The 25,969-nt window shown below is 71.8% G+C and carries 19 protein-coding genes, 1 other RNA gene and 2 pseudogenes; 9 read left to right on the top strand and 13 right to left on the bottom strand.

Going from position 1 to position 25,969, the window contains the following annotated elements; genetic code table 11:
- Nucleotides 1-23: 23 nt before the first annotated feature.
- The 4 genes and pseudogenes from ACIPFH_RS04265 to ACIPFH_RS04250 form a co-directional block, all read right to left on the bottom strand.
- A complete protein-coding gene (locus ACIPFH_RS04265) occupies nucleotides 24-2,186 on the bottom strand; it encodes an AIPR family protein (RefSeq protein ID WP_401822896.1) in 2,163 nt (720 codons plus the stop codon).
- A gap of 520 nt (nucleotides 2,187-2,706) precedes the next feature.
- Nucleotides 2,707-3,110: RNase P RNA component class A (gene rnpB / locus ACIPFH_RS04260), an RNA gene on the bottom strand.
- Between the two features lie 172 nt (nucleotides 3,111-3,282).
- Nucleotides 3,283-4,147 (bottom strand): annotated as a pseudogene (locus ACIPFH_RS04255) (DMT family transporter); the annotation flags it as partial.
- Between the two features lie 25 nt (nucleotides 4,148-4,172).
- On the bottom strand, nucleotides 4,173-5,036 hold the full coding sequence (locus ACIPFH_RS04250) for a helix-turn-helix domain-containing protein (RefSeq protein WP_401823757.1): 864 nt from the start codon (nucleotides 5,034-5,036) through the stop codon (nucleotides 4,173-4,175).
- Between the two features lie 121 nt (nucleotides 5,037-5,157).
- Between ACIPFH_RS04250 and yaaA the strand changes: the two genes are divergently transcribed.
- Both yaaA and eda read left to right on the top strand, forming a co-directional pair.
- Nucleotides 5,158-5,949, top strand: coding sequence for a peroxide stress protein YaaA (yaaA, locus tag ACIPFH_RS04245; protein ID WP_401822894.1), 792 nt, complete (start codon nucleotides 5,158-5,160; stop codon nucleotides 5,947-5,949).
- Between the two features lie 260 nt (nucleotides 5,950-6,209).
- Nucleotides 6,210-6,872: a bifunctional 4-hydroxy-2-oxoglutarate aldolase/2-dehydro-3-deoxy-phosphogluconate aldolase gene (eda, locus tag ACIPFH_RS04240; RefSeq protein WP_401822891.1), complete on the top strand. Its 663-nt coding sequence runs from the start codon at nucleotides 6,210-6,212 to the stop codon at nucleotides 6,870-6,872.
- Here the strand turns inward: eda and ACIPFH_RS04235 are convergent.
- The 3 genes from ACIPFH_RS04235 to ACIPFH_RS04225 form a co-directional block, all read right to left on the bottom strand.
- Nucleotides 6,844-8,283, bottom strand: a complete 1,440-nt coding sequence (locus ACIPFH_RS04235; protein ID WP_401822889.1) for a bifunctional RNase H/acid phosphatase — start codon at nucleotides 8,281-8,283, stop codon at nucleotides 6,844-6,846. The two genes, eda and ACIPFH_RS04235, sit on opposite strands and share 29 nt — an antisense overlap.
- A 115-nt stretch (nucleotides 8,284-8,398) precedes the next feature.
- Nucleotides 8,399-9,142, bottom strand: a complete 744-nt coding sequence (locus ACIPFH_RS04230) for a C4-type zinc ribbon domain-containing protein (RefSeq protein WP_356249792.1) — start codon at nucleotides 9,140-9,142, stop codon at nucleotides 8,399-8,401.
- The gene (locus ACIPFH_RS04225) at nucleotides 9,139-10,014 is read right to left on the bottom strand and encodes a Nif3-like dinuclear metal center hexameric protein (protein WP_401822886.1); all 876 of its coding nucleotides are present in this window, start codon (nucleotides 10,012-10,014) and stop codon (nucleotides 9,139-9,141) included. Before ACIPFH_RS04225 ends, ACIPFH_RS04230 begins: the two co-directional genes overlap by 4 nt.
- Nucleotides 10,015-10,242: 228 nt before the next feature.
- Here ACIPFH_RS04225 and ACIPFH_RS04220 point away from each other — a divergent pair, with 228 nt between their 5' ends.
- Both ACIPFH_RS04220 and ACIPFH_RS04215 read left to right on the top strand, forming a co-directional pair.
- Nucleotides 10,243-11,658, top strand: a complete 1,416-nt coding sequence (locus ACIPFH_RS04220; protein ID WP_401823754.1) for a hypothetical protein — start codon at nucleotides 10,243-10,245, stop codon at nucleotides 11,656-11,658.
- A gap of 97 nt (nucleotides 11,659-11,755) precedes the next feature.
- Complete coding sequence (locus ACIPFH_RS04215) at nucleotides 11,756-11,962, top strand: hypothetical protein (RefSeq protein WP_401822884.1); 207 nt, start codon at nucleotides 11,756-11,758, stop codon at nucleotides 11,960-11,962.
- Between the two features lie 276 nt (nucleotides 11,963-12,238).
- On the opposite strand, the gene ACIPFH_RS04210 is transcribed toward ACIPFH_RS04215, so the two are convergent.
- The 3 genes from ACIPFH_RS04210 to ACIPFH_RS04200 form a co-directional block, all read right to left on the bottom strand.
- Nucleotides 12,239-13,186: a 3-oxoacyl-ACP reductase gene (locus ACIPFH_RS04210; RefSeq protein ID WP_401822882.1), complete on the bottom strand. Its 948-nt coding sequence runs from the start codon at nucleotides 13,184-13,186 to the stop codon at nucleotides 12,239-12,241.
- Nucleotides 13,187-13,199: 13 nt separating this feature from the next.
- Nucleotides 13,200-14,276 (bottom strand): Zn-dependent alcohol dehydrogenase, encoded by a 1,077-nt coding sequence (locus ACIPFH_RS04205; protein ID WP_401822880.1) that lies wholly within the window; start codon nucleotides 14,274-14,276, stop codon nucleotides 13,200-13,202.
- Nucleotides 14,277-14,461: 185 nt separating this feature from the next.
- Nucleotides 14,462-15,319, bottom strand: a complete 858-nt coding sequence (locus ACIPFH_RS04200; RefSeq protein WP_359124632.1) for a MaoC/PaaZ C-terminal domain-containing protein — start codon at nucleotides 15,317-15,319, stop codon at nucleotides 14,462-14,464.
- Between the two features lie 320 nt (nucleotides 15,320-15,639).
- Here ACIPFH_RS04200 and ACIPFH_RS04195 point away from each other — a divergent pair.
- The 3 genes and pseudogenes from ACIPFH_RS04195 to ACIPFH_RS04185 all read left to right on the top strand — a co-directional run.
- A pseudogene (locus ACIPFH_RS04195) lies at nucleotides 15,640-16,932 on the top strand (sensor histidine kinase); the annotation flags it as partial.
- Between the two features lie 365 nt (nucleotides 16,933-17,297).
- Nucleotides 17,298-17,930 carry a response regulator gene (locus ACIPFH_RS04190; protein WP_401823752.1) on the top strand — a complete coding sequence of 211 codons (633 nt, stop codon included), beginning with the start codon at nucleotides 17,298-17,300 and terminating at the stop codon, nucleotides 17,928-17,930.
- Nucleotides 17,931-17,961: 31 nt separating this feature from the next.
- The gene (locus ACIPFH_RS04185; protein ID WP_401822878.1) at nucleotides 17,962-19,434 is read left to right on the top strand and encodes a hypothetical protein; all 1,473 of its coding nucleotides are present in this window, start codon (nucleotides 17,962-17,964) and stop codon (nucleotides 19,432-19,434) included.
- A gap of 103 nt (nucleotides 19,435-19,537) precedes the next feature.
- Here ACIPFH_RS04185 and ACIPFH_RS04180 read toward each other — a convergent pair whose 3' ends face one another.
- The 3 genes from ACIPFH_RS04180 to ACIPFH_RS04170 form a co-directional block, all read right to left on the bottom strand.
- Nucleotides 19,538-20,188, bottom strand: a complete 651-nt coding sequence (locus tag ACIPFH_RS04180) for a class I SAM-dependent methyltransferase (protein WP_401823749.1) — start codon at nucleotides 20,186-20,188, stop codon at nucleotides 19,538-19,540.
- A gap of 153 nt (nucleotides 20,189-20,341) precedes the next feature.
- The gene (locus ACIPFH_RS04175) at nucleotides 20,342-22,084 is read right to left on the bottom strand and encodes an MFS transporter (RefSeq protein ID WP_401822875.1); all 1,743 of its coding nucleotides are present in this window, start codon (nucleotides 22,082-22,084) and stop codon (nucleotides 20,342-20,344) included.
- Nucleotides 22,085-22,280: 196 nt separating this feature from the next.
- Entirely contained in the window at nucleotides 22,281-22,964 is a 684-nt protein-coding gene (locus tag ACIPFH_RS04170; protein ID WP_401822872.1) for a TetR/AcrR family transcriptional regulator C-terminal domain-containing protein, read from the bottom strand.
- A 244-nt stretch (nucleotides 22,965-23,208) separates the two neighbouring features.
- Here ACIPFH_RS04170 and ACIPFH_RS04165 point away from each other — a divergent pair, with 244 nt between their 5' ends.
- Entirely contained in the window at nucleotides 23,209-24,057 is an 849-nt protein-coding gene (locus ACIPFH_RS04165; protein ID WP_356249728.1) for an NAD(P)H-binding protein, read from the top strand.
- A 234-nt stretch (nucleotides 24,058-24,291) separates the two neighbouring features.
- Complete coding sequence (locus tag ACIPFH_RS04160) at nucleotides 24,292-25,722, top strand: MFS transporter (RefSeq protein ID WP_401822869.1); 1,431 nt, start codon at nucleotides 24,292-24,294, stop codon at nucleotides 25,720-25,722.
- The last annotated feature ends 247 nt before the right edge of the window (nucleotides 25,723-25,969 follow it).

The following is a 25,969-nucleotide window of genomic DNA, read 5'->3' as shown; positions in this document are numbered from 1 at the left end:
TGGCGGGCAGACCGTCCCGGACGCTACGCCGGGCTCTCCTCCCCCGGCTCACCCTCGTCCGCGATCTCCCGCCAGAGCCGCTCGGCGATCTCCACCAGCGTCCCGTCACCCGGAATCTTCCACTGCTTCGGGCCCTGGACCGCGCTCCACTGCTCCTTCCAGTCGGCCGCGTTCCACATCTGGGAGACCAGTCCGGTCGGGGAGTACCGCTTGCCGTCGGCCTCCCAGAGGATGGGGGCCTTCCGATCGTTCACCCAAGTCGCCCTGCGGCGCCGAGGGTCCTCGTCGAGCCAGGCCCCGATGGCCAGTTCCTCCACGGTGCTGGGGGCGTAGACGAGAGGCGTGCCGTCGCTGATGGCGTCGTGGTCGACGAGCAGGCGAACCGTCTGGGGCCGCCGCTGCCGCTTCTCCGCGGTGTTCTCCATGAGGGCCTTGAGGTTCATGGGCGAGTCCGGACCGGTGCCGCGTTCGAGCACCCCCAGGACCGCGGCAACCAGTCGCGCGCAGCGCTCCTCGTTGGCGAAGGTGCTCGTGACGTAACTCTTCTTCGTGAAAAGGGTGTCGACCATGGTGATGAGGCAGAGGAGCACGGCGCTGACCTGCCCCGACACGTCGGTGAGCATCGCGGCCCACTCGTCGTCCGAATCGTCGAACCGGTCCCTGCCGATGCGCTGGAACACCAGATGGACCACCAGCAGAGCCCCGCTGTCCACCACCGCGGCCGGTCGTCCGGTGAACTTGGCTCGCAGTTCGGTCAGCTGGTCCCGCACCAGCCTGAACACCTGTACCGCGCGCCAGATCTGCTGGGCGGTCGGCTGCTGACCGAACAACTTGGTGTAGGCACCTCCCGGGCCCTCCTCCCACAGCGCGTTCGTGGAACCCTTGACTCGCACGGCGAGCGACGAGTCCCGGTGCATACAGGCCAGGGCCGTGGCCGCTTCCGTGACCGAGCAGCCCGACTCGGGGGCCGGGTCCAGTTCGCCCCGCCGGAAGACGTACTCCTTGTCGAGCGAGAGACTGAAGTCCTTCTGGATCTCACTCTGGACGGTATCGATGGCGATGAAGTCCCGGCGCTCCATGTGGTTCTGCGTGTTGGTGGCCTTCGTGATGGAGTGTCCGAAGCCCTGCGGCGCCCCTTCCAGGGAGATGATCCGCACCAGGACATAGGCCTCCGCGACGACCTCCGGGTTTCTCTCGTATGCCCGGAAGGAGGAGGACACCGTCTGTGCGCCGTTGACCACGCTGGCGTTGTGCAGGGTGAGGGTGGTGGGCTGGCCGACCGCTCTCTTGGCGTGGTACTCCTGCTCGATCCTGTCGCACTGCACGGTGATGCCGTTGTGGCGGTAGAGGAAACCCTCCGGATCCCCCAGCATCGACTCCACCATGGTCTGGTTGACCCCGGTGAGTCCGAGCGACTTGCGGACGTTGCGGTCGTAGAGACGCTCGCCGTGCCCCTTGTCGTGGCCCTCGTCATCGCTCTTGCCGCCGTACCAACGGGCCAGTTGATCGGCGCTGACCTCACCGATCACAGCCTTGTACGGGGTCTCGCGGCTGTACCACTCCCGGTCCATGGTCGCCTTGAGAGTGATCGGCTGCGGCTCCAGATCCTCCCGGATCGCCCGGTGGAAGTCCCTCTGGTCCAAGACCCGGTACTCCACGCTCCTTCCGCGTCCACCGAACTCGTTGGCCGCCTCGTCCAGGATGTTGCGGGTCTCGGGAGAGAGACGGCCGTCCCCCATGAGCGCGACGACCAGGTTCACCTTGCACGTGGGCAGCCGAAGGACGCCGTGCACACGATCCGCGAGCAGCTGCAACCGCTCGTTGAAGTGGTCGAGATCCCGGTTGTCGAGTTTCTTCAGCCCATGTACCAGCTTGAGTGCCGCCTCCGTGTCGAAGCCGGCCGTCCCCTTGTCCTTCCACTTGGCCTGGATAAGCCAGAGTTCTGATCCCGAGGCGGAGAACGCGACGCAGTCGATGCCGAAGTCGTCCCGGCCGTCGATCACCCACGCCGCCGCCTCGTCCGAGGTGCAGTCCGCGAGGATGCGGGCGGCTTTCGCGGACACGGCCCTCGACAGCAGGGCTGTCTCTCGCTCCTTGGGGTCCTTCTTCTCGAAGTCGTCCATGGAGATCCGGTCCTGGAACTCCCGCAGCAGTGCCCTCTTGATGTGCTGAACCTCAAGAGGCATGTCCTGCGCGCCCTTGCCCATCCGTGCTCCCCGCGACCGCTCTCGACAGAACTGTTCAGACTATCGAAGCGACGTACAACGTGCCCCAGCCCAGCGTCAGCATATGCACCTGATCCGATTGTTCTAGACCGGTTTTGGCCAGCGGCTGGCTAGAGTCCAGCTCGTGTCCGCTGCCCGTAGCGCATGGGTGACTCATGCGTTCGTCAGCATCGGTGAGGGGGAATCGGTACCGGCCGAGGACGGGCAACCTCGCCCGACGTGCCACGATCCTCCGCCTTCTCCCAGAAGCGGCCAGCGGGAGCAGCGACGCGGGGGCCCGGCCCTCATCGGCTTCACCCGACTCACCAGCACCAAACCTCGCGGCGAGCATGTGCCCCATGAACGAACGCCGGTGTTGCTCGTGTGAATGGCGATGATTCGACGGTGATGGCGTCGGTGAAACCAGGCACCAGCAAGATCGACCCGGACAAAATATGCTAATTCTCGCTAATGCACCATGACCTGCATAAAAACAAAAAGGCAGACGAGTCGGGCTGTACGCCGGGTTCTGTCGCCCGGTCGCCTCGCGGCGGCCGGGGAGACGGCCATCCATCTAGGGCCGGCGTTGCCGCCGGCCTCGTGCGGTCTACCCGCGGACTCGGGCGGGCAGCCCTCGATCGTCCGCGCAGAGCGCTTTTTACGGCGCTCCTTTTGACCTTGCTCCAGGTGGGGTTTACCTAGCTGCCCAGGTCACCCTGGGCACTGGTGGTCTCTTACACCACCGTTTCACCCTTACCCGGTGCCGAAGCGCCGGGCGGTCTGTTTTCTGTGGCACTGTCCCGCGGGTCACCCCGGGTGGCCGTTAGCCACCACCTTGCCCTGTGGAGCCCGGACGTTCCTCGGGAAGCCCCGTAAGGGACTCCACGCGGCCGTCCGCCCGGCTCGTCTGCCGTGTCGACCATGGTACCGGGCGCGCGTCACGCTTCGGGCCCGAGGCCGCGTCACGCTTCTGGCGTGGCCGCCTCGCGCTTCGGACTCGTGGCCGCGTCACGCTTCGGGCCAGAGACCTCCTCGCGCTTCGGGCCCGAGACCGCCTCGATCTTCTGGCCCACTGTCGAGACGCGCTTCGGGCCCGTGGCCGTGGCCAGGACGGAGCCCGCCAGGATCAGGGTGAAGGCCGCCAGGATGCCGGCCGTCAGGGATTCGTCCAGGAACAGGGCGCCTGCTGCCACCGCGACCGCCGGGTTCACGTAGGTGATGACCGTCGAGCGGGTGGGGCCTATCTCCCTGATCAGTTCCAGGAAGGCGACGAAGGCCACGGCCGTGCAGAGGACGCCCAGGCCCGCGAGCGCCGCCAGGACGGACGTGGACGGGAGTTCCGCCGGCCAGGTGGCGGCCGCGGCCGGGGCGTAGACCAGCGCCGCCAGGGTCAGGCAGGGGACGATCAGCTGGAGCGTGGGGACGTCCTTCAGACGCCGGGCCGCGATCAGGGGGGCCGTGGCGTAGCCCAGCACCGTCAGCAGGACCTCGCCGAGTGAGCGGGCGTCTCCTCCCGTCAGGTGCGGGACGGTGAGGACCCCTACTCCGGCCAGGCCCAGGGCGAGGCCCGCGACACGGCGTACGCCCAGCACCTCCGCGTCGCCGAGGAAGCGGGCGGCCAGGACGCCGACGATCGGGACGCCCGCGATCAGCAGGCCGGCGGTGGAGCTCGACAGGTGGCGCTCGGCATCCGTCAGGGTGAACCACGGGCCGATGATCTCGATGCACGCGAAGGCCAGCATGGGCGCCCAGTGCGCCCGCACGGCGCGGATCAGACCGCCCTGGCGGAGGGCGAAGGGGAGCAGGAGGAGGGCGCCGAGCGCACAGCGCACGAACACCACCATGGACGGGGAGAGGTCCTCCACCGCGATCTTGATCAACAGATAGGGGATGCCCCAGATCACTCCCATCAGGGAGAACAGGAACCAGCCGCGTGCAGTCATACGGGGAGTGTGGGCCCCGCCGCGGTCAGGTGTCTTGAACGCTGTTGCGGTACGCCGCCGGAGTCACGCCCAGGACCCGGCGGAACCAGCGGGTGAGGTGGGCCTGGTCCGCGAAGCCCACCAGGCCGGCCACCTCGGCGGGACGCAGCCCGGACTCCAGCAGGCCACGGGCCCGGGCCACCCGGTACTGGGCCAGCCAGGCATAGGGCGGCATGCCGGTCGTCGTACGGAAGGCGCGCAGGAGCTGGTAGCGGGACAGGCCCAGGTCCGCCGCGAGGTCGGCCAGCGAGGGCGGGTCGAGGAGTTCGTCGGCGAGGCGGGTGCGGACGGCGTGCGTGAGGTGCTCGGCGCCGGGGACCGTGTCGCACACCGGACGGGCCGTGGAGTGGCGTCGGGCGAGGGCCGTCAGCAGCCAGGGGAAGCGGGACTCGGCCTCCAGTGGATCGGGGCAGGCGGCCAGTTCGGTGTGCGCCCGGCGCAGGGCGGTGGCCAGTTCGGGGTCGTCGAGGAGGGGTTCGCGGAAGTGCGGCACGCCGCCGAGGATGCCCTCGGTGAGGAGGGCGGGGCCGGCGTACAGGGCGCGGTAGGCGTAGCCGTCGGTGTCGTTGCCCGGCCCGCCGGTGTGCGTCTCGCCGGGGGCCAGGACGACGATGGACCCCGGACCGGTGCGGATGTGGCCGCCGCGGTAGGCGATGATCTCCGAGCCGCCCACACAGACACCGACGGTGAACTCCTCATGGGCGTGCGGGGCGTAGACGTGCCGGTCGAAGCGCGCGGTGAGGAGGTCCAGCGGCGGGCCGCAGCGCCCCAGCCTGGCTCTGGTCCACAACGCCTGTTCACGGCTCACTCGCCACCCCCATGTCTGCTTCCAGGAGTGCAACGCCTTCATGCCCCGGTTCATGCCGCCGGACGGGAGCCGACAGGCGGCCGGACGCTCACGGACCTCGGCCGGGCCGTCTCGTTGCACGCCGTACGCTGTCGCAGCAGAGCTCGATCGAAGGAGATGTCCCGTGCTTGTCCTGCTGCCTCCCTCCGAAGGCAAGGCGTCCTTCGGACGTGGCGCCCCGCTCAAGTCGGAGGCCCTCTCCCTGCCGGGGCTCGGCGCCGCCCGCGAGGCCGTCCTCGACGAGCTGGTCGAGCTGTGCGCGGCCGACGAGGACAAGGCGCGCGAGGTGCTCGGACTGAGCGAGGGGCTGCGCGGAGAGATCGCGAAGAACACGGAGCTGCGCACGGCGCCGGCCCGTCCCGCCGGGGAGATCTACACGGGCGTCTTGTACGACGCTCTCGGCCTGGCCTCCCTCGACGCGGCCGCGAAGAGGCGCGCGGCCAGGTCGCTTCTCGTCTTCTCGGGGCTGTGGGGTGCCGTCCGGGTGACGGACCGGATCCCGTCATACCGCTGTTCGATGGGCGTGAGGCTGCCCGGCCTCGGGGCGCTGGGCGCGTACTGGCGTACGCCGATGGCGTCCGTGCTGCCCGAGGCGGCCGGACACGGGCTGGTGCTGGACCTGCGGTCGGCGGCGTACGCGGCCGCGTGGAGACCCACGGGCGAGGTCGCGGGGCGGACGGCGAGCGTGCGGGTGTTGCACGCGCCGACGCGGAAGGTCGTCAGCCACTTCAACAAGGCGACGAAGGGGCGGATCGTGCGGAGCCTGCTGACGGCGGGGATCGCTCCCGCGGGGCCCGCCGAGCTGGTGGAGGCGCTGCGGGACCTCGGATACACGGTGGAGGAGCAGGCGCCGGCGAGGGCGAAGGCCGGGGCGGCGCCCTGGACTCTGGACGTGCTCGTGGACGAGGTGCACTGAGGGCGCGGGGGGATCGAGGGGCGCGGGGGCATCGGAGGGCGCGGGGGCATCGGAGGGCGGGGGGCATCGGAGCGCTGACGGCGCTGGCGGCGCTGGCAATACTTGCGGCGCCGAGGGGCGCTTACCGCACGCACGGCGCAGTGCGCGCTGCCCGTGCTCACGGCACTGAAGCGGTCAGGCACTGAACCGCAGCTCGCATGCCATTGCAACATGCGCAATGACCTTTGCGCGTGCTGCACACCGGGGGCAGGATGAGGCGCATGACCTCACCCCTGCCCTCCCCTTCGGCTGCCTCGGTACTGGATCTGGCCCCGGTCATGCCCGTAGTGGTCATCGAGGACGCCGCCGACGCCGTACCGCTGGCACGGGCGCTGGTGGCGGGAGGGCTGCCCGTGATCGAGGTGACCCTGCGGACGCCGGCCGCGCTCGACGCGATCCGGGAGATCTCCGGGTCGGTGCCGGAGGCGGTCGTCGGGGCCGGGACGGTGATCACGCCGGAGCAGGTGACGGCGTGCGGAGAGGCCGGGGCGCGGTTCCTGGTGAGCCCGGGCTGGACGGACGTCCTGCTGACGGCGATGCGGGCGTCCGGGCTGCCCTTCCTGCCCGGGGTGTCGACCACGTCGGAGGTCGTGGCGCTGCTGGAGCGGGGGGTGCGGGAGATGAAGTTCTTCCCGGCGCAGGCCGCGGGCGGTACGGCCTACCTCAGGTCACTGGCCGGGCCACTTCCCCAGGCCCGGTTCTGCCCGACCGGCGGGATCGGCCCGGACAACGCGCCGGACTATTTGTCCCTGCCCAACGTCGGCTGCGTGGGCGGGAGTTGGATGATCCCGGCGGACGCGGTCGCGGCGCGGGACTGGCAGCGGATCGAGGGGCTCGCGCGGGCCGCCTCGAGTCTCAGGGCCGCAGGTGGGACGTGTCGTTGAGCAGGCGGACGCTGGCGTTGCCGTCCGCGTAGTAGGCCACCACGGACACCGAGGCCGCCGACAGCTCCATGCGGAACAGCGACTCGGGCGGGGCGCCGAGGGCGAGCCGTACGAACGTCTTGATCGGGGTCACGTGGGTGACCAGCAGGACCGTGCGGCCCGCGTAGGCCGCGACCAGTCGGTCCCGGGTGGCCGCGATGCGGGTGGCGGTCGCCGCGAAGCTCTCGCCGCCACCGGTCGGCTCGGCCTCCGGGTCGGCCAGCCAGGCGTTCAGATCGTCGGGGTGGCGCTCACGGACCTCGCCGAAGGTGAGCCCTTCCCAGGCGCCGAAGTCGGTCTCGATCAACCCGTCATCGACGATGACCTCCAGACCGAGGCGCGCGGCGACGGCACCGGCGGTCTGACGGGTGCGGGCGAGCGGGGAGGCGAGGATGTGCTGGATGGTCCCGCGCCGGACGAACGCGGCGGCGGCCCGCTCGGCCTGCTCCCTGCCGACGTCGGAGAGTGAGGGATCGGTTCCGCCACTGCCGGAGAACCGCTTCTGCGGCGTGAGCGGCGTCTCGCCGTGCCGCAGTAGTACGAAGGTGGCCGGCGCCCCGAGATCGGGAGCCGTCCCCCAGCCGACGGAGGGGGTGACGGCGGGCGTGACGGCGGCGGCAGAGGCTGAGACAGGGGCCGGGGCCGGGGTGGCGACGGCGCGGGAGGCGCGCAGGTCGGCGCCCGTCTTGGTCGCCTCCCCCTCGGCGTCGGTCTTGGTCGCCTTCCCCTCGGCGCCCGTCTTGGTCGCCTTCCCCTCGGCGCCGGTGTTCGTCGCCTTCGTTTCGGCGGTGTCCGCGGTCGGGGTGGTGGACGGGGACGGGCGGGACCGGGTCAGCGCCTCGCGGGCCTTTGCCGCACCCGCCGTGGCGTCGCCGGGCGATCCGGAGGGGTCGGGAGCGGTCGAGGCCACGGAGGCACGGGCGCCGAGTTCGGCCCGCGACGCCCCGGCGTCCCACCGCTCGCCCCGCTTGCCCGCGTCCATCGCCTCGTTCGCCAGGCGGTCGGCGTGCTTGTTCCGCTCCCGCGGCATCCACTCGTAGGTGACCTGCCCGGGCGGGAGGATCCGGGCCGCCTCGGCGGCCAGCGGCTTCATGTCGGGGTGCTTGATCTTCCAGCGGCCCGACATCTGCTCCACGACCAGCTTGGAGTCCATGCGCACCCGCACCGTGGCCGACGGGTCGAGTTCGTGGGCGGCGCGCAGGCCGGCCACCAGCCCCCGGTACTCGGCCACGTTGTTGGTGGCGACGCCGATGTACTCGGCGCGCTCGACGAGCGTCTCCCCCGTCGCCGCGTCGATCACCACGCTGCCGTAGCCCGCGGGCCCCGGGTTGCCCCGCGACCCGCCGTCGGCCTCGACGATGAACTCCCGCACGACGTACGCCCCTTACGGATTACCGACCGACTGACGGACTAACGAGTGCCGGCTACCGGCCACCGAGTGCCGGCCACCGAGTGCCGAATCGCGGCTACCGGCGACCGGCTACCGACTACAGACCGGACTCGGACGTGCGCACGAGGATGCGACGGCAGTTCTCGCACCGTACGACCGTGTCGGACGGCGCCTTGCGGATCTCGGCCAGCTCGGTGATGGCGAGCTCCTGGCGGCAGCCCTGGCAGGTGCGCTGGTAGAGCTTGGCCGCGCCGACGCCACCCTGCTGCTCGCGCAGCTTCTCGTAGAGCTTGAGCAGATCGGCGGGCACGGAGGCCGCGATGACCTCGCGCTCCTTGGTGACGGTCGCGGCCTCGCTGTCGAACCCCTCCAGGGCCGCGTCCCGGCGGGCGACGGCGTCGTCGATCTTCCCCTGGACGGAGCCGACCCGCTCGGTCAGCTCGGCGGCCCGCTCCTGCGCGCTCTCGCGGCGCTCCATGACCTCCAGGACGATGTCCTCGAGGTCGCCCTGGCGCTTGGCGAGGGAGACGATCTCCCGCTGGAGGTTCTCCAGGTCCTTCGGGGAGGTGACGGCCCCGGAGTCGAGCCGCTGCTGGTCGCGGGCGGCGCGCTGACGGACCTGGTCGACGTCCTGCTCGGCCTTGGTCTGCTCGCGGGCGGTGTCGCTCTCCTCGGTCTGCGCCGCGACGAGGAGGTCGCGCAGCTGCGTGAGGTCCTTGTTCAGCGACTCGATCTCGGCGTGCTCGGGCAGGGAACGCCGCTTGTGCGCGAGCTGCTGGAGACGGGCGTCGAGGGATTGGACGTCGAGGAGTCGGATCTGGTCGGCGGGCGCGGCGTTCAGTTGGGGGCTCCCATTGAGCTAGAGGTGGTGTTGGACGCCGCGTGGGCCGTCCAGGGGTCGGTGACCGTACCGGAGACATGGACCCTGAGGTCCCATCCCTGCCGGTCGGAGATCTCGTCGAGCTGGGCGGCCGCCAGCTCGCACCAGGGCCACTCGGTGGCCCAGTGCGCCGCGTCGAGCAGCGCGAGAGGTGGGTGAGCGCCGTGGGCGCGGTCCGCGATGAACTCCGACGCCGGGTGGTGACGCAGGTCCGCGGTGAGGAAGGCGTCGACGCCGGCCGCACGAACGTGGTCGAAGAGGCTGTCACCGGAGCCGCCGCTGACGGCGACGGTCCGCACGAGCGCCTCCGGGTCCCCCGCCGCCCGGATGCCCTGCGCGGTGGCGGGCAGCCGCTCGGCGGCGCGGGCGGCGAACTCGCGGACGGTGAGCGGGTGGTCGAGCTCGCAGACACGGCCGAGGCCGCGCCGCCCCTCGGGGTCGCTCGGATCCGGCACGAGAGGCCGTACGACCCGCAGGTCGAGCGCACCGGCGAGGGCGTCGCTCACGCCCGGATCGGCGGTGTCGGCGTTGGTGTGAGCGACGTGCAGGGCGATGTCGTTCTTGATCAGGGTGTGCACGACACGGCCCTTGAAGGTGGAGGCCGCGACGGTCGTCGTCCCGCGCAGATACAGCGGATGGTGGGTGACGAGCAGATCGGCGCCGAGCCGCACGGCTTCCTCGACGATCTCCTGGACGGGATCGATGGCGAACAGTACCCGGGAGACCTCCTGCTCGGGGTCGCCCACGACCGTGCCGACCGCGTCCCAGGACTCGGCACGCTCGGCGGGCCACAGGTTCTCCAGCGCGGCGATGACTTCAGACAGACGGGGCACGGGGAAAGGCTACCTGGCCGTCTCACGAGCACCTACCGGTGCCGTCGATGCCGCCGGAGCCGGCAGGGCCACCGCCCGGGATCGATGTGAGATCGATGCACAGCCCTCCCGCCACCCTCAGGCGAATCGCTTCTGCACCACTCTTATGAGGGAAGAAGGCCGCCCGGCGGTCCCACGTCCGTGCATACGAAAACTAGCTTCGTCGCCGGAGGTGACCGAACGATGACGATGCCGGCCTGTGCGATCGAGCCCACCGCGGCGGACGGGGAGGGCCCCGCGGCCCCCGAGGGCGGCGCCGCCGAGCCCACGCCGCAGGCGGCTGAGCACGCGGACCCGGGGGACGACGCGGACCACACGATCACGCCGGATCACGTGTCCCCGGCGGACCGCGCGAACGCGACGGGTTTCGTACGCGCTGCGGACCACGTGGTCGCCGCGCGCTACGGGGTCACGCCGACCCGCCGGTTCACCGTGGACCCGGCGATCGCGGCGGGCCGCGTGGTCGCGGCGGACCTCAGGAGCAAGGCCGGCTGCGTGATCGCGGCCGGGGGTGCGTACGCCGCTCGCCTCGCTCGGGACGGGGACTGCTGGTTTCCCGAGCGCTGGACCCTGGACGGTCCCGAGCCGTACGCCGTACCGCTGCCGGGCAACCAACCGGAGGAGCCCGGCACGGAGGTCCAGCCGATGGCCGACGGCCGGGTCCTGATCCGGCGGCCGATCGGCGGACGGCACGCCTTCTCGCTGCTGTACCCGACCGGCCCCGACACGGGCGAGCTGCCACTGGGCGCCGTCGAGTGCCCGGACGAGGGCACCCGGCTGCACCTGCTCCCACCGGCCCCTTGCGGCGAACGCGCGTACGCCCTCGCCGTCGGGCGCCACACGACGGCCGTGTGGCTGGTCGCGGGCGGCACCTTCGGCCCCGAACACCTCGCCGAGATCCCCGGCCGCTGCTCGGGCGGGGTCTGGCTGGACCGTACGGGCCGCATGCTCGCGCTGGACCAGGAGGTCGGCGGCCGCACCAAGGCGGTCGTGGTGGACCTGGAGCGCGGCGGCGAGATGTCGCCCCTGTTGCAGATCGCCGCCGGCAGCGACGACCGCCTGCTGCTCGCCGACCCCGACAGCGGTCTGCTGCTCATCAGCTCGGACGCGCCCTCACCCGGTGAGGCGCGCCTGGGCTGGGGGGTCCTCGGCAGCACGCTGCCGGTCCGCTTCCCGGAGTCCCTGCACCCGCCGGACCTCACGCTCACCCCCTTCGCGAGCCAGCCGGGACAGGCGCTCCTCCCGGAAGCCTGCGCCGTGGCGCTCCGTATCGACGGCGCCTTCGGCACCTGGGTGGGCGTATGGCGTCCGGCCGACCGTCAGTTGCACCAACTCGTCCCGCCCGAGGGGTGGTTGGCGGGCAGCGGACTGTGGACGCCGGAGGGCGTGCTGCGTCTGCCGTACGCCACGGAGGCGGAGCCCTGTGGGGTGGCGCCACTGACAGCACCGATCGCCACCCCACCCACGCTGCTGCCCTCGCGGTCCCCCTCGTCGTCGCCGTCCGGAGGGGCCGCGCCGCCCGAAGGATCGCCGAAGCCGGTGCCGGCCGCCGCCCGCCCGGTCCCCCTCCAACAAGCCCCACTCGGGCGACTTGTAACGAAGTAGCTGCGGTTGGCGTGGCCGCCTGGATCATCCCCTCGGTGTGCTGGATAAAATCACCCGGCTGTAAAGAAAGATCATGTTGACGGGGTGAAATCTTCCGATGAGCGACGCAAGCACCTGGCATCCGCTGTCCGCCGACTCCCAGGAGGCGGCCGGACCCGGCCGCCACCGGGGCCCGGTCTCGTCCCAGGACGGTGACTCGGCCCCACACGGCCGGCACCGCAAGCCGGCCGAGAACAGGACCGACGACCGGGCCGACCACAGGGCCGACTACCGGGTCGAGGACATGGCCGAGGCGACTGCCTGACGGCACGCCGTACACCGAAGGGGCTCCGGCCGTCCGTGGACGACCGGAGCCCCTTCGCATGCCTTGAGGCCGGGAACAGGGCACGGGCGCGGGCCCGGCACCTGTCGCCACTCCACCCCTGCCCCGCTCTGCGTCAGCTCCTGTCCGTGTCCGTGTCCGTGTCCGTGCCCGTGTCCCTGCTCTGCCTCAACACCTGTTCCGGCCCCTATCGCTGCCCCTGCTCTGCCTCAGCTCCTGTCCCTGTCCCTGTCCCTGTCCCTGTCCCTGCTTCCGCTTCTACTCCTGGCCCCGTCGCAGCCCCAGCACCTCCGCCGCCGCGAACGTCTCGCCCTGGGGCCGGTCCGTGAAGTGCGCGCCGAGGACGTCGTCCAGCTCCTCGTAGCTGAAGACGTCCTCCTTGCTGTCGAACTTCGCCCGCACCCTGGGCCGTTCGACGACGGCGACCATGCCGCCGTGGGCGACGAGCAGCTGTCCGTTGATCCGCGCGGCGGCCGGTGAGGCCAAGTAGCCGACCAGCGGGGCGACATGTTCGGGCGCGAGAGCGTCGAGGCCACCCTCGTCCGGCTGCGCGAACCCGGCGAAGACGTCCTCCGTCATCCGGGTGCGGGCGCGCGGGCAGATGGCGTTGGCCGTCACCCCGTACTTGGCGAGCGCGAGCGCCGTGGACGTCGTCAGACCGACGATTCCGCCCTTGGCCGCCGCGTAGTTGGGCTGCCCGGCCGAGCCCGCGAGGAACGCCTCCGAGGAGGTGTTCACGATCCGCCCGTACACCGGAGCGCCGGCCGCCTTGGACCGCTCACGCCAGTGGGCGGCGGCGAATCGGGTCGTGTTGAAGTGTCCCTTGAGATGGACCCGGACGACCGCGTCCCACTCGTCCTCGGCCATCGAGAAGACCATGCGGTCGCGCAGGATGCCCGCGTTGTTGACGAGGATGTCCAGTTTGCCGAACTCCCGGATCGCCAACTCGACGAGTGTGCGGGCTTGTTGGAAGTCGGCGACGTCCCCGGTGTGGGCGAGCGCGGTGCCGCCGGCCGACCGGATCTGCCGAGCCACGTCCTCGGCGGGGCCGGCCGACGCCTCGCCCGAACCGTCGCGGCCGGACTGACCGTAGTCGTTGACGACGACGGCCGCGCCGAGCCTGGCCAGTTCCAGCGCCTCGACCCGGCCGAGTCCGCGCCCCGCCCCGGTGACGATCGCGGCCAGCCCCTCAAGTGGCAGTGCCATCCGCATGGCCCCCTCAGATCTCGATGCACGTACGGAGTGCCGCCCCGGTACGCATCTGGTCCAGCGCCTCGTTGATCTCGGTGAGCGGCACGCGGTGGGTGATCAGGCCCGAGAGGTCGATCCGGCCGGCCCGCCACAGGGCGATCGTCCGCTCGTAGGAGCGCAGGACATCCCCGCCGCCGTACATCGAGGGCAGGATCCGCTTCTCGTCGAAGAACAGCTCGAACATGTTGAGCTGGAGATAGTCGTCCAGGGCGCCCGCGCCGACGACGACGAGGGTGCCGCCGCGCCGGGTGTTCTCGTAGGCGGTCCGGGCGGTGGCGGAGCGGCCGACGACCTCGAAGACGTAGTCGAACCCCTCACCACCGGTGACCAGTTGTTTTGTCCCAGGCAGCTCCTCGGGCGAAACGGCTTTCGTGGCACCGAACTTGAGGGCGGCTTCCCGGCGTGAGGCGACCGGGTCGACGGCGACGATCTCGGCGGCGCCCTTGAGCCGCGCACCCTGGATCGCGGAGATGCCGACGCCACCGCAGCCGATGACGGCGACCGACGAACCGGCCTCCACGTCGGCCGTGTTGAGCGCGGCGCCCAGGCCCGTGGTCACTCCGCACCCGATGAGCGCGGCGATGTCGAAGGGGACGTCGTCGGGGATCGGGACCGCGCAGCCCGCGTCGACGACGACCTCCTCGGCGAAGGTTCCGGTGCCGGCGAAGCCGAAGACATCGCCGCCGGGGCGGCGGAAGTTGGGCGTGCCCGCGTTCATGAACCCGGCCAGGCAGAGTTCGGTCTGGCCGCGCTTGCAGGCGGGACACGCCCCGCAGGCCGGCAGCCAGCAGACGACGACCCGGTCACCGGGCTTCACCCGGGTGACGCCCTCCCCCACCTCCAGGATCTCGCCCGCTCCCTCGTGACCGGGCACGAACGGAGCGGGCTGCGGCAGCACACCGGCCATCGCGGACAGGTCCGAGTGGCACAGGCCCGTGGCCCGTACCCGGATCCTGACCCGACCGGGGCCGAAACCCACCGCGTCGACGTCGTCGAGCACCTCCAGCTTGTCCTGGCCGATCTCGTGCAGTACGGCTGCGCGCATGGTGCGGCTCCCCTCGGGTCCCCTCGGATGCTGGGTGGTTCTGGAGGTGGTGCAGGCGATTCGGAAGGTGATGCACGTGGGTTGGTAGGTGGTGCAGGCGGTTCAGGACGTGGTGCACGTGGTCCAGGAGTGATGCGGGCGGTTCGGGGGACGGTTCACGTGCCCTGGGAAGTGGCGCAGGCGGTTCAGGAGTGTTCGACGAGCGTGTCGGCGAGGACGGGCGCGTCGTCCCTCTGTACGGCGCTCACGGCCACCCGCACCGTCCCTTCGCCGCGCCACATACGGATGCGCAGGGTCTCGCCCGGGAACACCACCCCGGCGAACCGCGTGGCGTAGCCGCGCACCCGGCTCACGTCCCCGTCGAGCAACGTGTCGACGACCGCCTTGAGCGTGATGCCGTAGGTGCACAGGCCGTGCAGGATGGGCCGGTCGAACCCGGCGAGCTTCGCGAACTCCGGGTCGGCGTGCAGCGGGTTGTAGTCACCGGAGAGGCGGTAGAGGAGGGCCTGGTCCTCGCGGACGGCCCGCTCGACCACCTTGTCGGGCTCGCCGACGGGCGGGTCGAGCCGGGCGGAGGGGCCCCGGTCGCCGCCCCAGCCGCCTTCCCCCCGGACGAAGATCTGGGCGTCGTTGGTCCACAGCGGCCCGTCCTCGTCGGCGACCTCGGTGCGCATGACGAGGACGGCCGCCTTGCCCTTGTCGTACACGGCGGCGATGCGTCCGGTGGCGGTCGCCCGGCCGGTCACCGGGATGGGGCGGTGGATCTCCAGGTGCTGGCCGCCGTGCAGGACGCGGGCGAGGTCGACCTCGACGCCGGGCATGGAGAGCCCGCTGATCACGCCGGGCGAGCCGGAGCCGGCGACGGTGGCGAAGCTCGGCAGGACGTGCAGCCGGGACTCCAGGGTGTAGCGCAGTTCGTCGGGGTCGGTGGCCGGGACACCCGCCCCGACGCCGAGGTGGTACAGCTGGACGTCCCGGCGGTCCCAGGTGATCTCACCGGTCCGGGGCTCGGCGGCGAGCGCCTTGGCTGCGTCGATGGGCATGGAGCTCCTGATCGCTCGGATCGATCGGATCGATCGCATCGTTCAGAGACCTCGGCACGGCCGTCCGCACCGATCGGCCGCACCGAGGCCGTCACGGGGCCGCGGAACCCGCCCGACCCAGAACGGATCTAGAACGCGTTCCAGTGCGGCGACCCCCTGTATAGCCCAGGCCCCGGAAGTTGTGAAGACACCTGACGGCATGTCAGAAACGGGTGTCGGTGACATTTGTACTGCCCGACCGCATACATCCGGCACTGCCGCGAGCGGGCGCCGGAACGTAGCGTCGAAGACAGGCAGAAGCGGAGACGGGGGACAGACACATGACCGGACACACCACCGGGTCACTCGCGAGGTGGCGGCGATCGGCGGCCTGCCGTCGGAACGCCTGGCGCTCGGCGTTCCACGAGGCACGGGACAACCAGCGGCACTGGAAAGAGAACAAGAACCGTCTCAAGGCCGAGCCCCGGGGCGCTTGCAGGGCCGGGCAGGTTCCCGAGGACCCGGGCCCGCCGGCCAACGGCTTCTCCCTGCTGCCGTGGCTGCTGATGGGGATGGGCGCGTTCTCCAACCTCTTCCAGGGCGAGGCGGCGAACCCGTGGATCGGCGGCCTGGGCCTGCTGACGTTCAACTCGCTCTACATCTACGTCGCCTTCCGCGCCTTCGTGAGGGAGGCCCGCGAGGCGACCTCCACGCGGGTGGCACTGGTGCTGATGGGCCTTGTGACCTGCGGGCTCGCCCTCGGCTACGGCGGCAGCTGGCTGCTCTTCTTCCCGCTGCTCGGCCTCGCGACGGGCGCGGTCGTGCGCGGCCCCCAGCTGCGCTCCCTCGGTACCGCCGTCGCCGTTCTGGCGGGCGCGGTCTCCTGTGCCCGCGACGGCTGGGGCGGCCTCACCATCGCCTACGCCACCTGGATCTCGACGATGGTGACGGCCGCCATCCTCTCCCTCTCCGAAGCCGTGCGGGATCTGCGCGCCGCCCGCGAGGAACTCGCCCGCCGTGCGGTGGAGGAGGAGCGGCTGCGCTTCTCCCGCGATCTGCACGACCTGCTCGGCCACACCCTGTCGGTGATCGTGGTGAAGTCGGAGGCGGCCCGGCGGCTGGCACCGCGCGACATGGACGCGGCCCTCTCCCAGGTCACCGACATCGAGGCGGTGGGCCGTCAAGCGCTGACCGAGATCCGCGAGGCGGTCACCGGCTACCGCGAGGGCAGCCTGGCCGGCGAACTGGACCGGGCCCGCTCGGCCCTGACGGCGGCGGGCATCGCACCGTCGGTGAGCCGGTCGGGTCCTCCGCCGGACCCGAAGACCTCGGCCCTGCTGGGCTGGGTGGTGCGTGAGGCGGTCACCAACGTCGTCCGGCACAGCGCCGCGAGCCACTGCGGGATAACGGTGTCCGGCGCACCGGAACGGGTCCGGCTGACGGTGACGGACGACGGCGGCAGCGCCGACAGCGGCTGCGGCTGCGGTGGCACGGGCGCCGACGCCTGCTGCGCGCCGGGCGGCGGCACCGGACTGACCGGTCTGCGCGAGCGCCTCGCGGCGGCGGGCGGCACCTTGACCGCGGGCCCGGGACCGCGCGGCGGGTTCACGGTCACGGCGGAACTGCCGGCGGAACTCCCGATGCCGTACGCAGCAGGCCCCGGCGCCGGGGCCGACGCCGGTATCGAGGCCACCACGGGCACCCGCACCCGGTCCGGCACCGAGGCAACCACCACCGGCACCCGGACCGAGACCCGAACCGGCGCTGACACCGGCACCGGCACCCGGACCGAGTCCCCAACCGGCGCTGACACCCGCACCGGTAGCGGCCCAGGCACCGGCACCGGCACCGGCACCGGACCTGGACCTGGACGTGCAGGGTCCCCCGCGGCATCGCAGCCCTCGGCAGCACGGTCCGCGTCCGCGGACACCGCGCCGTCCGTGACCACCGGCCCTAATCTGGGCCCGTGACCGAGATGCCGGGTTGGCCAGTGAACGAGATGCCCCGTGACCACCGCCCCGCCAAGTCCGTCAGGGTGCTGCTCGCGGAGGACCAGGGCATGATGCGCGGGGCGCTGGCCCTGCTGCTGGGGCTGGAGGCCGACATCGAGGTCGTCGCGCAGGTGGGCACCGGGGACGCGATCGTGGACGCGGCGCTCCTCCACCGTCCGGACGTCGCGCTCCTCGACATCGAACTCCCCGGCATCAGCGGGCTGGACGCCGCCGTCGAGCTGCGCGAGCAGGCGCCCGGTTGCCGCGTGCTGATCCTGACCACGTTCGGCCGGCCCGGCTATCTGCGCCGGGCCATGGAGGCCGGTGCCTCGGGGTTCCTGGTCAAGGACGGCCCCGTGGAGGAGCTGGCGGCGGCGATCCGCCGGGTGCTGGCCGGCGAGACCGTCGTCGACCCCGCGCTGGCCACGGCAGCGCTGAGCGCCGGCCCGAACCCGCTCACCGCCCGCGAGTGCGATGTCCTGAAGGCCTCCGTCGACGGCGCGACGGTCGCCGACATCTCCGCCAGGCTGCACCTCTCGGAGTCCACGGTCCGCAACTACCTGTCCTCCGCGATCGGCAAGACGGGCACCCGCAACCGCATGGAGGCGATGCGGGAGGCCCGGCAGCAGGGCTGGCTGTAGACGTCCGGACCGCCGCTGGCATAGTGCCCGCATGTCCTTACCGATACGGATCCTGAGGCGTCCGGCCGCGCTGGCGGCGAGTGTCGCGGCACTGTTCGCCACGGTGGTGTCCCCTGCCGCGGCCGACGGCTCCGGGCAGGTCGTGATGCGGTTCGAGACCGCGGAGACCTACGTCATGTACAACGCCGACGAGGGGGCCAAGGCGGCGAACGACGACTTCGTCGTCCCCGTCTTCGTCGAGCCGAGCAAGGGCGGGGAACCGGCCCTCAACGTCCGGGTGGTCGTGGACGCGTCGGGCCTGGAAGGCGTCGCCCGGCTCGGTGACACGGAAACGTGCGACAACGAGGGCCCGGTCTACACGTGCGTCTACGGCGACTTGCAGAACGGCGACGGCGAGAGCTACACGCCCCTCTCCCTCCTCGGCGTGGACGGCGTCGAACCGGGTGACAGCGGGACGGTGACGTACACCGCGACCGCCGACAACGCGCCCACCGTCACCGGCACCACCCGGATGACCGTCGGCGGTCCGACGCTGTCCGCGCCCGGGCAGGAGAAGGGCGTGAGCGGGCTGGCGCCGGGGAAGTCGGCGGGCGTGACCGCACGGTTGGCCAACAACACCCGCTTCCCCGCTAAGCAGGGCGTCACCCTCCAGGTCAACGTGTCGGAAGGGGTGACACTGACCGCCCTGCACAGCAACTGCTTCTACGCGGGCCCCGCGCCCACCTCCGCCTGGTGCACCTTCCCCACCAGGGCCGCGGCGGGCGCCGCCTACCGCACCGGCGCGCCGCTGGTCTACACGGTCACGCCGCCCGGGAAGCTGACCGGCGAGGTGACCTACACCTGGTCGTCGTCGCCCCCGGCCCGCCCGGCCGGCCACACCGTGCGCGGCACCGGCTCGCCGCTCACCCTGGTCCCGACGGCGGCCCAGGAGTTCGGCGACAGTCACGGCAGGCTCGCGATCACCACCACCGTGCAGGACGACTACCGCCCGGTCACCGCGACCGTGCGAGGGCGGGTCGGCGACACGGTCAAGGTGCGGCTCGGCCTGGAGGACCTCGGCCCCGGCCGGATGCAGGGCGACGAGGAGATGGGCCGCTTCGAGGTGGTCCCACCGGAGGGCACCACGGTCACGTCCATCCCCTACCGTTTCGAGGAGGACGGCGGGAAGTGGGCCTGCGAGCGGCCGGAGGAGCCCGGCGGGGCGTTCGTCTGCGAGATCGGCTACGACCGGTTCTACGAGGTGCGGCACGAAGGGGGCACGACCGCGATCGACTTCCACATCCGCATCGACCGGCAGGTCCCGGGGGCGAAGGGCACCATCCGCGCGTACAACCCGTTCGACCGCACCCCGGCCAACGACGTCGCCGTCATCCCGCTCGACGCCTCGCCCGCCCCGCTCTACCGGCCCTTCCAGCACCCCTGGGTGTGGGGCGCGGGCGCCCTGGTCGTCGTACTCCTGGCAGCGGTGTACCTCCGTCGCCGCCGGAAGGCGACACCGTCCTGAAGCCGTCGTGAAGCGGCCTGAAGCCCTCTCGAAGCCGTCGTGAAGCCGTCGTGAAGCCGTCTCGGACGGGTCCTGAAGCCGTCCCGGATCCCCGCGCCGTGTCCTAGACGCCCGTGCCCGTCCGCCGCAGCACCCGCAGCGAGCCGGTGTCGGAGACCTCCGTGAAGGCGCCGGAGCCCAGGGCGCGCAGGTAGACGCGGTAGGGGGCCTGGCCGGTGAACTCGTCGACCGGGTCGGGGAACACGTCGTGGATGACGAGGAGCCCGCCCTCGGCGACGTGCGGCGCCCAGCCCTCGTAGTCGGAGGTGGCGTGCTCGTCGGTGTGGCCACCGTCGACGAAGACGAGGCCGAGGGGTGAGTTCCAGAACGCGGCGATCCGCGGCGAGCGCCCGACCAGCGCGACCACGTGCTCCTCCAGGCCGGCCCGGTGCAGGGTCCGGCGGAAGGTGGGCAGGGTGTCCATCAGGCCGACCTCGGGGTCGACGGTCTCCGGGTCGTGGTACTCCCAGCCCGGCTGCTGCTCCTCGCTGCCCCGGTGGTGGTCGAGCGTGAGCGCGCTGACCCCGGCCCGGCGGGCCGCGTCCGCGAGCAGGATCGTGGAGCGCCCGCAGTAGGTGCCGACCTCGAGCAGCGGCAGCCCGAGCGCACCCGCCTCGACGGCGGCCGCGTACAGCGCGAGTCCCTCGTCGACCGGCATGAACCCCTTCGCCGCCTCGAACGCGGCCAGGATCTCGGGCTTGGGTGCCGCGGGCATGGGGGTCCTCCGGTGATACGTGCGGGTGAGCGAGGTGCCGGTGAGCACCCGGTGCGTGTGGCCGCCCATGCTGCCGCACCCCCTGTCACCGAGGCGACAGGGGGTGCGGGAAGGGATGGCGAGGGGCGCCACAGGTTCCGGGCGCCGACTGGGTCAGGCGTTGACCGTCTCGCTCGGCAGGGACAGGTCGAGGTCCACCGGGCGTTCGTCGCCCGTGTGGGTCGCGGAGCTGGCCAGCGGACCGTGGCCGGTGGCCTTGGCGGCGAGGACGTAGGCGCCCCGGGCCGGGACGGGGAGCGCGTAGCTGCCGTCCTCCTGGGACAGGGTGGCGCCCGCCTGGCGGCCGCGGCGGTCGATGAGCGTGACCTTGGCGCGGGCGACCGGGATGCCGTCGGCGTCCAGGACCCGGCCGCGGAAGCCCCGCAGGGCCTCCTCGGCGCGCATCAGGTTGGCGTCCTCCTCGCTGCTGGCGCGCAGCTGCGGCACGGCCGACGGGCGCTGCTGCCTGGGCAGGAAGAGGGCGAGGACCAGGCCGATCGCGACGGCGGCCGTGGCGATCAGGAAGGAGACGCGGAAGCCGTGCATGGTCGGCACGGCGACGCCGCCGACGTTGTTCGCGGTGTTGGCCAGCACCATGCCGATGACTGCGCTCGACACCGACGTGCCGATGGACCGCATCAGGGTGTTGAGGCCGTTGGCGGCGCCGGTCTCCGAGGCCGGGACGGCGCCGACGATCAGCGCGGGCAGCGAGGAGTACGCGAGGCCGATGCCCGCGCCCAGGACGACGGCGATGACGAGGCTCTGCCAGGCGGCGCTCATCAGTCCGAGGCCGGCGCCGTAGCCGATCGCGATGATCAGCATGCCGAGGATCAGGGTGAACTTGGGGCCGTACTTGGCGGACAGCTTGGCGTAGACGGGCGCGGTGAACATCATCGTCAGGCCGAGCGGCGCGACGAGCAGACCCGCGGTGACCATCGACTGGCCGAGGCCGTAGCCGGTGGCCTTCGGCAGCTGGAGCAGCTGCGGCAGGACCAGGGAGACGACGTAGAAGGAGACTCCGACCATGATCGAGGCGAGGTTGGTGAAGAGGACGGCGGGGCGGGCCGTGGTGCGCAGGTCGACGAGCGGGGCCTTGAGCCGCAGTTCCATCACACCCCACAGGCCGAGGACCACGGCGGCGGCGGCGAAGAGGCCGAGGGTGGTGCCGGAGGTCCAGCCCCAGTCGCTGCCCTTGGTGATCGGCAGCAGGAAGAGCACCAGGCCGGTGGACAGGCCGATCGCGCCCAGCACGTCGAAGGTGCCCTCGGCGCGCGCCGGGGTCTCGGGGACGACGAGGAGGGTGAGCGCGATGGCGAGGGCGCCGAGGCCGGCGGCGCCGTAGAAGAGGGCGTGCCAGTCGGCGTGCTGGGCGATCAGGGCCGCGAGCGGCAGGGCGAGGCCGCCGCCGACACCGATCGAGGAGCTCATCAGGGCCATCGCCGAGCCGAGCTTCTCGCGCGGCAGCATGTCCCGCATGAGGCCGATGCCCAGCGGGATCGCGCCCATGGCGAAGCCCTGGAGGGTGCGGCCGGCGATCATCGTGATCAGGTCACTGGTGAGCGCGCTGACCAGTGCGCCGACGACCATCACCGCGAGGCTGGCTATCAGCATGCGCCGCTTGCCGTACAAGTCGCCGAGGCGGCCCATGATCGGAGTGGCCACGGCACCCGACAGCAGCGTCGAGGTCAGGACCCAGGTGGCGTTGCTGGGCTCGGTGCCCAGCAGCTGGGGCAGATCCTTGATCACCGGGACGAGCAGGGTCTGCATCACCGCGACCACGATGCCCGCGAAGGCGAGGACCGGGACGACGGCTCCGCTCGCTTCGCGGGTGGGCCGGTCGGTCGTCGTGTGCGTCATGAGGTGGGGCCTCCGGGGGCGGTGCGTCAGGGATACATGGAGACCGAACCTGTATGCATGGGCAACTATTCCGATGCTTCGGCGTACTAACGATTTCTTTATCTTCTCTTGACGGTTCCCCCGACCCCTGGAGGTTCTCCCGCGGAAGCGCGGAAGCGCGGAAGCGCGGAAGCGACGGCCGGAGGGCGGCCGTGTCTCAGCGGGCGGGAGTCCGGAGGATGCCGCTGAGAAGCACGTCCAGAGCCCAGGTGTCGCGGTCGCCGGGCGAGAACAGGGCCGGCCGCAGCGCGGTGATCATCGGATAGCGGTCGGCGGGCAGGGCCGCGTAACGGCGGTCGGCGTCCGCCACGACGCCCTCTTCGTCACCCCCCTTGGTGTTGTAGGCGCTCTGCTCGGCGGCGGCCGCGACGATGTACAGGTGGAGCAGGTCCACGGCCCAGGCGGCGGTGATGTCGTCGAGCCCGCCCTCCTTGAGCAGTGCGAGCATGCGGTCGAGGACGAGCAGGGCGTTGGCGCCGGTGGGAATCGCGCCCAGGGCGACGGCGGCCAGCCCCTCGTGACGACTCATGGCCTCGACGGTCGCGGCGGCCAGGGCGTGCAGCCGCTCCCGCCAGGTGCCCTCCGCCGCGAGCGGGACCCGGGCGAGCGCCTCGTCCAGCATCGCGGCCATCAGGTCGTCACGGTTGGCGACATAGACGTAGAGCGAGGCCGGCCCGGTATCGAGCTCCTTGGCGACGCGGCGCATCGTCAGGGCGTCGAGACCGTCGCGGTCGAGGATGGCCAACCCGGTGCGCACGATCGCCTCGCGACTGAGGGGGGCCTTGGCGGGCCGCGCGCGGCGGCTGATCGGCTCGGGGGGCACGGGAATCGCGGAGGTCACGGGTTGAGCGTAGCGGGCACGAACACCGGTCGGCACGAACATCGATCGCAGCGAACGTTGTTTGACACGAACAGCGTTCGTTCTCTACGGTCAGGCTCCGGGTCAACGAACGCCGTTCGCCACGAACATCGTTCGCCACGCGTTGCAGACCGCAGACCACAGACCGCAGACCGCAGACCGCAGACCACAGACCACAGACCGCACGCACACCACAGACCACAGGCCACAGACCAAAGGAACCGCCATGATCCTGATCACCGGAGGCCGCGGCGCGGTCGCCACCCACCTGCTCGCCCTTCTGCACGCCGACGGCACGCCCGTGCGGGTCGGCTCCACCAGTCCCGCCGGCCTCGCCCCACCACCCGGCGTCGAGACGGTCGCCCTCGACCTCACCGACCCGGCGACCTTCCCGGCCGCTCTGGCCGGCATCACCTCCGTCTTCCTCTACGCGACGCCCGACCACATCACCGAATTCGTCGACCACGCCCACCGGGCAGGCGTCACCCATGTGGTGGTGCTGTCCAGCTCCGGCGTCCTGGGCCTGCTCGGTCCCGAGCCGAAGGAAGACGCCCTCGCCGGATCCCACCTGGTCGTGGAGCGGGCGCTGCTCGCCTCGCCGATCGCCACCACCATCCTGCGACCGGGTTCCTTCGCCTCCAACGCCTCGTCCTGGGCCTGGTCGGTCAAGGCCGGACTGCCCGTCAGCCTGCCCTTCCCCGGCGCCCACACCGACCCCCTCCACGAGAAGGACCTGGCCGAGGCCGCCCACGCCGTCCTCACCGACCCCCGGCACCGCGGCGGCCGGTTCACCCTCACCGGACCCGAGTCGCTGACGTTCGCCGAACAGATCGACCGGCTCGCCGCCGTCATCGGCCGCGCCGTCACGGTCAAGCACGTCACCGCCGAGGAGTGGAAGGAGGAGATGGCCGAGTACCTTCCCCCGGTGTACGCCGACGCCCTCCTCGCCTGGTGGGAGTCCACGGACGGCAGGCCCGTCGCCCTCACCCGCACCGTCGAGGAACTCACCGGCCACCCCGCCCGTCCCTTCACCACCTGGGCCACCGACCACACCGCCGACTTCACCGCTCCCTGATCCGCCGGCGGACCGAGGAGACCTCGAGCCCTGGGGTCTTTCGCCTGGATCAGGGCGGATCAGGAAGCGGGGTCCGGTGCCGTGCGTCGCGAGGCGGAGGAGGGAGTCGGGGCGGAGCCCTGGCGACCGACGACAACGCGGCGAGGTGCGGTGTCGGGCTCGCGAGCCCTGCCTGATCCGAACGAGAGGCCTAGGTCCAAATCCCGATGCAAGGGGTGCAACCCGGTTGAGAGCATGACGCCCATGCTGGAAACCGCCGACACCACCCGCGCCCGGACATCCCGCCGTACCGCCGCCCCCGCCTGGCTGCTCGTGGCACTCGCCTGCGCGGGCCAGTTCCTCGTCGTGCTCGACGTGTCCGTGGTGAACGTGGCGCTGCCGTCGATGCGCGCGGATCTCGAGATGAGCGCCTCGGGACTGCAATGGGTGGTAAACGCCTACTCGATCGCCTTCGCCGGGTTCATGCTGCTCGGCGGCCGGGCGGGCGACCTGTACGGCCGTAAGCGGATGTTCCTCACCGGCCTCGCCCTGTTCACGCTCGCCTCGCTGGCCGGCGGCCTGGCGCAGGAAGGCTGGCAACTGCTGCTCGCCCGGGCCGTACAGGGGCTGGGCGCGGCGGTCCTGGCTCCCTCGACGCTGACGATCGTCACCTCCGCCGTGCCGGAGGGCGCCGCGCGGGCGCGGGCCATCGCCACGTGGACGGCGGTCGGCGCGGGCGGCGGTGCCGCGGGAGGGCTCGTCGGCGGGGCGCTCGTGGACCTCATGTCCTGGCGCTGGGTCCTGCTGATCAACGTCCCCGTCGGCGTGCTGGTGCTGACCGGCTCGCTGTGGTGGCTGGCCGAGAGCCGGGCCGGGGACGGCCGCCGCCTGGACCTGCCCGGCGCACTGCTGGTCACGTCCGGCCTCGCCACGCTCGCGTACGGCATCTCCCAGACGGAGGCCGAGGGCTGGACGGCGTCGGCCACCCTCGTCCCGCTGGCCGCCGGGCTCGCGTTGACCGGGCTGTTCCTCACCGTCGAGGCCCGGACGGCGGCCCCGCTGATGCCGCTCGGACTGTTCCGGCTGCGGGCGGTGTCGTCGGCGAACGCCGCGATGTTCGTGAACGGCTCGGCCCTGTTCTCCATGTGGTTCTTCTTGACGCTGTACTCGCAGAACGTCCTGGGCTACACCCCGTTGGAGGCGGGCCTGGCGCTGATGCCGAGCTCGCTGGCCATCGTCCTCGCCGCGAAGCTCGCACCGCGCTTCATGCGCACGTCCGGCGCACGCACCGTGGCCACACTGGGCACGGTGATGGCGACGGCCGGGTGCGCCTGGCAGTCGACGATGACCGCGGACGGCGGATACGTCACCGGGATCATGCTGCCGGGCATCCTGATGATGCTCGGCGCGGGCCTGGCCTCGCCCCCGCTGGCCTCGCTGGCCACCTCGGGCGCGGCGCCGGGCGAGGCGGGTCTGGTGTCCGGGCTGGTCAACACCTCCCGCACGATGGGCGGCGCGCTGGGTCTGGCGGTGCTGTCGACCATCGCCGCCGCACGCACGGCGGGGCGCGGCACACCGGAGGCCCTGACAGAGGGGTACGCGCTGGCGTTCCGCACCGGCGCGGGCGTACTGCTGGCGGGGGCGGTACTGATGCTGGTGTGGCTCCCGCGAAAGCCCGCCCGCTGAGAGCCGGAAGAGGACGACCGGGACGGGACCAGCGGGACCAGCACGACCAGCAGGACCAGCAGGACCAGCGGGACGGACCAGCGGGACGGACCCAGCGCGACGGGATCAGCGCGACGGGATCAGCGGGGGTGAACGGCCGGGACGGAAGCAGCGGGACGGGACGAGCGACAGTGAATGGCCGCAACGGTCCGCCCTCCGCCCGGATCCCCTGTCCGGCCGGGGCCGAGGGTGACCCACCGGGGCCTGC

It is taken from the genome of Streptomyces sp. NPDC088157, assembly GCF_044741545.1.
In the GTDB taxonomy this organism is placed as follows: Bacteria; Actinomycetota; Actinomycetes; order Streptomycetales; family Streptomycetaceae; genus Streptomyces.
Note: the sequence above shows the minus strand (reverse complement) of the source record. Positions and strands in the feature narration are given on the sequence as shown.